Here is a 6,080-nt window from a genome sequence, read left to right as displayed (position 1 = left end):
GGCACCATCGGTCACGTTGACCATGGCAAGACCTCGCTGACTGCGGCAATCACGAAGTTTTTCGGTGAATTCAAGGCGTATGACCAGATCGACGCTGCACCGGAAGAACGCGCCCGCGGTATCACGATCTCGACGGCTCACGTTGAGTACGAAACCGCAGCTCGTCACTACGCCCACGTCGATTGCCCAGGCCACGCTGACTATGTGAAGAACATGATCACCGGCGCTGCACAGATGGACGGCGCGATCCTGGTTGTTTCGGCAGCTGACGGCCCGATGCCGCAGACCCGTGAGCACATCCTGCTCGCTCGTCAGGTTGGCGTTCCGGCAATCGTCGTGTTCCTGAACAAGTGCGATCAGGTTGACGACGCAGAACTGCTCGAACTGGTTGAACTGGAAGTTCGCGAACTTCTCTCGAAGTACGACTTCCCGGGCGACGAAGTTCCGATCGTCAAGGGTTCGGCTCTGGCAGCTCTCGAAGATTCCTCGAAGGAACTCGGCGAAGACGCCATTCGCAACCTGATGGACGCAGTCGACAGCTACATTCCGACCCCGGAACGTCCGATCGACCAGCCGTTCCTGATGCCGATCGAAGACGTGTTCTCGATCTCGGGTCGCGGTACGGTTGTGACGGGTCGCGTTGAGCGCGGTATCGTCAAGGTTGGCGAAGAAGTTGAAATCGTCGGCATCAAGGCGACCGGCAAGACGACGGTTACCGGCGTTGAAATGTTCCGCAAGCTGCTCGATCAGGGCCAGGCTGGCGACAACATCGGCGCACTGGTTCGTGGTATCGGCCGTGAAGACGTTGAACGCGGTCAGGTTCTCTGCAAGCCGGGTTCGGTTAAGCCGCACACCAAGTTCAAGGCAGAAGCTTACATTCTGACCAAGGACGAAGGTGGCCGTCATACGCCGTTCTTCACCAACTACCGCCCACAGTTCTACTTCCGTACGACTGACGTGACCGGTGTTGTGACCCTGCCGGAAGGCACGGAAATGGTTATGCCAGGCGACAACGTCACCGTTGACGTTACGCTGATCGTCCCGATCGCCATGGAAGAGAAGCTCCGCTTCGCTATCCGTGAAGGTGGCCGCACCGTCGGTGCAGGCATCGTCGCTTCGATCATCGAGTAATTAAGGTTTGTGCAGGAGCGTCTCTCCGGAGACGCTCCGCGTAACAAGGAACAGATGAAATGAACGGTCAAAACATCCGCATTCGCCTTAAGGCGTTTGATCATCGGATCCTTGACGCTTCGACGCGGGAAATCGTGTCGACTGCCAAGCGTACCGGTGCAAATGTGCGCGGACCGATCCCGCTTCCTACGCGGATCGAAAAGTTCACAGTTAACCGGTCGCCGCACATCGACAAGAAGAGCCGCGAGCAGTTCGAGATGCGCACGCACAAGCGTCTTCTCGATATCGTTGACCCGACCCCGCAGACTGTTGACGCGCTGATGAAGCTCGATCTGTCCGCCGGTGTCGATGTCGAGATCAAGCTTTAATCGGCTTGAGGACGGAAGGAACGAACCCGATGCGTTCAGGTGTTATTGCACAGAAGCTGGGCATGACCCGCGTCTATAACGACGCCGGCGAGCATGTGCCGGTGACGGTTCTCCGCATGGAGAATTGCCACGTGGTAGCTCAGCGTACAGTTGAAAAGAATGGTTACACGGCTGTTCAGCTTGGCGTTGGTATCGCCAAGGTAAAGAACACGTCCAAGGCTATGCGCGGTCATTTCGCGAAGGCCGAGGTCGAGCCCAAGGCGAAGCTTGCCGAATTCCGCGTTTCTCCGGACAACCTCCTCGAAGTCGGCGCGGAAATCACCGCCGAACACTTCGTCGCCGGCCAGAAGGTCGATGTGACGGGTACTTCGATCGGTAAAGGTTTTGCCGGTGTTATGAAGCGTCACAATTTTGCTGGTCATCGTGCCTCCCACGGTAACTCCGTTACCCACCGCGCTCACGGCTCGACCGGTCAGCGTCAGGACCCGGGTAAGGTGTTCAAGGGCAAGAAGATGGCTGGTCATATGGGCCAGACCCGCGTGACCACGCAGAATATTGAAGTTGTCTCGACGGACACTGATCGTGGCCTCATTCTGGTCCGCGGCGCGGTTCCAGGCTCCAAGGGCGCCTGGATCATCGTCCGCGACGCAGTCAAGGTCTCGCTGCCAGAAAGCGCGCCGAAGCCGGCCGCTCTGCGTGCAGGTGCCGCCAAGGCTGAAGTCGCCGCGACTGAGGGAGCCGAATAATGGATCTCACGATTACAACTCTTGAAGGCAAGGATGCCGGCAAGGTCAAGCTGAACGAAGATATCTTCGGCCTCGACCCGCGTGACGACATTCTTCAGCGCGTCGTGCGCTGGCAGCTGGCTCGCCGCCAGCAGGGCTCCCATCAGGCTCAGGGCCGTGGCGACGTAAGCCGCACCGGCGCGAAGATGTACAAGCAGAAGGGTACGGGTCGCGCTCGTCACCATTCGGCTCGCGCTCCGCAGTTCCGCGGTGGTGGTCAGGCTCACGGACCAGTTGTCCGTAGCCATGAACACGACCTGCCGAAGAAGGTTCGCGCTCTTGGCCTGCGTCATGCTCTTTCCGCCAAGGCAAAGGCATCCGACCTGATCATCATCGATGATCTGGCGGCTTCCGAAGCCAAGACGAAGCAGCTTGTTTCTCAGTTCGCCAAGCTCGGTCTGGAAAATGCACTCCTCATCGGTGGTGCAGAGATCGACGTGAACTTCCAGCGTGCGGCTTCGAACATCCCGAACATCGACGTTCTGCCAGTGCAGGGCATCAATGTTTACGACATTCTTCGCCGTGGCAAGCTCGTGCTTTCCAAGGCGGCTGTCGAAGCCCTCGAGGAGCGTTTCAAATGACTGATCTTCGCCATTACGACGTGATCGTCAGCCCGGTTATCACCGAGAAGTCTACTCTGGTTTCTGAACACAACCAGGTCGTCTTCAACGTAGCCCGCAAGGCAACGAAGCCGGAAATCAAGGCTGCAGTCGAAGCGCTGTTCGGCGTCAAGGTTACCGCAGTCAACACTGCAGTGCGCAAAGGTAAGGTCAAGCGGTTCCGCGGCATTATCGGGCGCCAGAGCGACGTCAAGAAAGCGATCGTTACTTTGGCTGAAGGCCAGAGCATCGACGTTTCGACCGGTCTCTGAGAGGCCATGGAGTAAGAGACAATGGCACTCAAGCATTTTAATCCGACCACGCCGAGCCAGCGTCAGCTGGTCATCGTGGATCGCTCGGAACTCTACAAGGGCAAGCCGGTCAAGTCCCTGACCGAAGGTCTGTCCAAGAAGGGTGGCCGTAACAACACCGGTCGTATCACCGTTCGCTTTCAGGGCGGTGGTCACAAGCGTTCGTACCGCTTCATCGACTTCAAGCGTCGCAAGCTTGACGTCGTCGGCACCGTCGAACGCCTGGAATACGATCCGAACCGCACCGCGTTCATCGCGCTGATCCGTTACGAAGACGGCGAACTCGCATACATCCTGGCTCCGCAGCGTCTTGCTGTTGGCGACAAGGTTGTTGCTGGTAACTCCGTTGACGTTAAGCCGGGCAACGCAATGCCGCTCGCTTCGATGCCAGTTGGCACGATCGTCCACAACGTCGAACTGAAGCCTGGTAAGGGCGGTCAGATCGCACGTTCGGCTGGCACCTACGCCCAGCTCGTCGGTCGCGACCAGGGCATGGCGATCCTGCGCCTCAACTCTGGTGAACAGCGTCTGGTTTCCGGCGCCTGCTTCGCTTCGGTTGGTGCAGTTTCGAACCCGGATCACGGCAATATCAACGACGGCAAGGCCGGTCGTTCGGTATGGCGTGGCAAGCGTCCGCACGTTCGCGGTGTTGCAATGAACCCGGTCGATCACCCGCATGGTGGTGGTGAAGGTCGTACCTCGGGTGGTCGTCACCCTGTCACTCCGTGGGGCAAGCCTACGAAGGGCAAGAAGACGCGCTCGAACAAGGCGACTGACAAGTTCATCATGCGTTCGCGCCATCAGCGCAAGAAGTAAGAGAGGTAGTCTGAAGTGGCTCGTTCAGTTTGGAAAGGTCCGTTTGTCGACGGCTATCTTCTCAAGAAGGCTGAGAAGGTACGCGAAGGCGGTCGTAACGAAGTTATCAAGATGTGGAGCCGCCGCTCCACCATTCTGCCGCAGTTTGTCGGTCTGACTTTCGGCGTCTACAACGGCAACAAGCATGTGCCGGTGTCGATTTCGGAAGAAATGGTCGGACACAAGTTCGGTGAATTCGCGCCTACGCGTACCTACTACGGTCACGGCGCGGACAAGAAGGCAAAGAGGAAGTAACGATGGGCAAGGCCAAGGCTCCCCGCCAGCTTAAGGATAACGAGGCGAAAGCCGTCGCCCGTACGCTCCGCGTCAGCCCGCAGAAGCTTAACCTTGTCGCGAGCATGATTCGCGGCAAGAAAGTGAATGCGGCACTTGCCGATCTGACGTTTTCGCGCAAGCGGATCGCCGATACGGTTAAGAAGACGCTTGAGTCGGCGATTGCAAACGCTGAAAACAATCACGACCTCGACGTCGATGCTCTGATCGTCGCCGAAGCCTATGTCGGTAAGTCGATCGTCATGAAGCGCTTCCATGTCCGCGGACGTGGTAAGGCAAGCCGTATCGAGAAGCCGTTTTCGCATCTCACCATTGTTGTCCGCGAAGTCGCGGAAAAAGGGGAGGCCGCATAATGGGTCAGAAGATTAATCCGATCGGTCTTCGTCTCGGCATCAACCGCACCTGGGATTCGCGTTGGTACGCAAATACCGGTGAGTACGGCAAGCTGCTGCATGAAGATGTCAAGATCCGTGAGTTCCTCACCGAGGAACTCAAGCAGGCTGCGATTTCGAAGATCGTAATTGAGCGTCCGCACAAGAAGTGCCGCGTGACGATCCACTCGGCTCGTCCGGGCATCATCATCGGCAAGAAGGGTGCAGACATCGAAAAGCTCCGCAAGAAGCTTTCCGAGATGACCAATGCCGATACTTCGCTCAACATCGTTGAAGTTCGCAAGCCGGAAATCGACGCTACGCTGATCGCTCAGTCGATCGCTCAGCAGCTCGAACGCCGTGTGGCATTCCGTCGCGCCATGAAGCGTTCCGTTCAGTCGGCAATGCGTCTTGGAGCCGAAGGTATCCGTATCAACTGCTCGGGTCGTCTGGGTGGCGCGGAAATCGCTCGCATGGAATGGTACCGTGAAGGTCGCGTTCCGCTTCATACTCTGCGCGCCGATATTGACTACGGCACAGCAGAAGCGAAGACCGCTTATGGTATCTGCGGCGTGAAGGTCTGGGTCTTCAAGGGCGAGATCCTTGAACACGATCCGATGGCTTCCGAACGTCGTGCGGTCGAGGGTGACAATCAGGGTTCCTCGTCGAACCGCCGCCGCGAAAACGCTTAAAAAGCGGGCCGCGGGCGAGAAATTTGGAGTAGAGAACAATGATGCAGCCTAAGCGCACCAAGTTCCGCAAGCAGTTCAAGGGCCGTATCCACGGCAACTCGAAAGGCGGCACGGATCTGAATTTCGGTGCTTTCGGTCTGAAGGCTCTCGAGCCGGAACGCGTCACCGCACGTCAGATCGAAGCGGCTCGCCGCGCGATCACCCGTCACATGAAACGTGCCGGTCGCGTGTGGATCCGCATCTTCCCTGACCTGCCGGTTACTTCGAAGCCTACCGAAGTCCGTATGGGTAAAGGTAAGGGTTCGGTTGACTACTGGGCATGCCGTGTGGCACCAGGTCGCGTAATGTTTGAGCTTGACGGCGTACCCGAAGATGTGGCACGCGAAGCCCTCAGACTCGGCGCAGCAAAGTTGCCGATCAAGACGCGCTTTATCCAGCGCATTGCTGAATAAGGAGAGGCAACTATGAAAGCCGCAGACGTTCGGGCGAAAAGCACCGATCAGATGAACGACGAGTTGGCCGCACTGAAGAAAGAACAGTTCAATCTGCGCTTTCAGAAGGCTACCGGCCAGCTCGAAAAGACCGCGCGCGTGAAGCAGGTTCGCCGCGACATCGCGCGTATTAAGACTATTGCCCGCCAGAAGGCGGCCGAAAGCAAGGCATAAGGAAAAAAT

At 57.8% G+C, this 6,080-nt stretch carries 11 protein-coding genes; all 11 read left to right on the top strand.

Features of this window, described 5'->3' with window-relative positions; translation table 11 throughout:
* Positions 1 to 1,131, top strand: a 1,131-nt coding sequence (gene tuf, locus ACTJKP_RS14140; protein WP_113534998.1) for an elongation factor Tu, incomplete at its 5' end; no start/stop codon positions are given.
* Positions 1,132 to 1,190: 59 nt separating this feature from the next.
* Positions 1,191 to 1,499 (top strand): 30S ribosomal protein S10, encoded by a 309-nt coding sequence (gene rpsJ, locus ACTJKP_RS14135; protein ID WP_002964363.1) that lies wholly within the window; start codon positions 1,191 to 1,193, stop codon positions 1,497 to 1,499.
* A gap of 29 nt (positions 1,500 to 1,528) precedes the next feature.
* A complete protein-coding gene (gene rplC / locus ACTJKP_RS14130; protein ID WP_078340771.1) occupies positions 1,529 to 2,245 on the top strand; it encodes a 50S ribosomal protein L3 in 717 nt (238 codons plus the stop codon).
* Entirely contained in the window at positions 2,245 to 2,865 is a 621-nt protein-coding gene (rplD, locus tag ACTJKP_RS14125) for a 50S ribosomal protein L4 (RefSeq protein WP_078340772.1), read from the top strand. Before rplC ends, rplD begins: the two co-directional genes overlap by 1 nt.
* Positions 2,862 to 3,155 (top strand): 50S ribosomal protein L23, encoded by a 294-nt coding sequence (locus ACTJKP_RS14120; protein ID WP_078340773.1) that lies wholly within the window; start codon positions 2,862 to 2,864, stop codon positions 3,153 to 3,155. The genes rplD and ACTJKP_RS14120 overlap by 4 nt, the downstream gene beginning before the upstream one ends.
* A 21-nt stretch (positions 3,156 to 3,176) precedes the next feature.
* The gene (rplB, locus tag ACTJKP_RS14115) at positions 3,177 to 4,010 is read left to right on the top strand and encodes a 50S ribosomal protein L2 (RefSeq protein WP_113533596.1); all 834 of its coding nucleotides are present in this window, start codon (positions 3,177 to 3,179) and stop codon (positions 4,008 to 4,010) included.
* A 15-nt stretch (positions 4,011 to 4,025) separates the two neighbouring features.
* Positions 4,026 to 4,304 carry a 30S ribosomal protein S19 gene (rpsS, locus tag ACTJKP_RS14110; protein ID WP_070997411.1) on the top strand — a complete coding sequence of 93 codons (279 nt, stop codon included), beginning with the start codon at positions 4,026 to 4,028 and terminating at the stop codon, positions 4,302 to 4,304.
* Between the two features lie 2 nt (positions 4,305 to 4,306).
* The gene (rplV, locus tag ACTJKP_RS14105; protein WP_078340774.1) at positions 4,307 to 4,696 is read left to right on the top strand and encodes a 50S ribosomal protein L22; all 390 of its coding nucleotides are present in this window, start codon (positions 4,307 to 4,309) and stop codon (positions 4,694 to 4,696) included.
* Complete coding sequence (gene rpsC, locus ACTJKP_RS14100; RefSeq protein ID WP_078340775.1) at positions 4,696 to 5,406, top strand: 30S ribosomal protein S3; 711 nt, start codon at positions 4,696 to 4,698, stop codon at positions 5,404 to 5,406. The genes rplV and rpsC overlap by 1 nt, the downstream gene beginning before the upstream one ends.
* Positions 5,407 to 5,444: 38 nt before the next feature.
* Positions 5,445 to 5,858 carry a 50S ribosomal protein L16 gene (rplP, locus tag ACTJKP_RS14095; RefSeq protein WP_002964355.1) on the top strand — a complete coding sequence of 138 codons (414 nt, stop codon included), beginning with the start codon at positions 5,445 to 5,447 and terminating at the stop codon, positions 5,856 to 5,858.
* 12 nt (positions 5,859 to 5,870) lie between these two features.
* A complete protein-coding gene (rpmC, locus tag ACTJKP_RS14090) occupies positions 5,871 to 6,071 on the top strand; it encodes a 50S ribosomal protein L29 (protein WP_078340776.1) in 201 nt (66 codons plus the stop codon).
* The last annotated feature ends 9 nt before the right edge of the window (positions 6,072 to 6,080 follow it).

This window comes from Brucella sp. 22210 (genome assembly GCF_052045675.1).
In the GTDB taxonomy this organism is placed as follows: domain Bacteria; phylum Pseudomonadota; class Alphaproteobacteria; order Rhizobiales; family Rhizobiaceae; genus Brucella.
Note: the sequence above shows the minus strand (reverse complement) of the source record. Positions and strands in the feature narration are given on the sequence as shown.

What these genes read in the sequence shown, in the direction of transcription:
- rplV (WP_078340774.1), top strand. Translation starts at nt 4,307, where the DNA reads ATGGGCAAGGCCAAGGCTCCCCGCCAGCTTAAGGATAACGAGGCGAAA.
- rplC (WP_078340771.1), top strand. Translation starts at nt 1,529, where the DNA reads ATGCGTTCAGGTGTTATTGCACAGAAGCTGGGCATGACCCGCGTCTAT.
- rpmC (WP_078340776.1), top strand. Translation starts at nt 5,871, where the DNA reads ATGAAAGCCGCAGACGTTCGGGCGAAAAGCACCGATCAGATGAACGAC.
- rpsJ (WP_002964363.1), top strand. Translation starts at nt 1,191, where the DNA reads ATGAACGGTCAAAACATCCGCATTCGCCTTAAGGCGTTTGATCATCGG.
- rplP (WP_002964355.1), top strand. Translation starts at nt 5,445, where the DNA reads ATGATGCAGCCTAAGCGCACCAAGTTCCGCAAGCAGTTCAAGGGCCGT.
- ACTJKP_RS14120 (WP_078340773.1), top strand. Translation starts at nt 2,862, where the DNA reads ATGACTGATCTTCGCCATTACGACGTGATCGTCAGCCCGGTTATCACC.
- rplD (WP_078340772.1), top strand. Translation starts at nt 2,245, where the DNA reads ATGGATCTCACGATTACAACTCTTGAAGGCAAGGATGCCGGCAAGGTC.
- rpsC (WP_078340775.1), top strand. Translation starts at nt 4,696, where the DNA reads ATGGGTCAGAAGATTAATCCGATCGGTCTTCGTCTCGGCATCAACCGC.
- rplB (WP_113533596.1), top strand. Translation starts at nt 3,177, where the DNA reads ATGGCACTCAAGCATTTTAATCCGACCACGCCGAGCCAGCGTCAGCTG.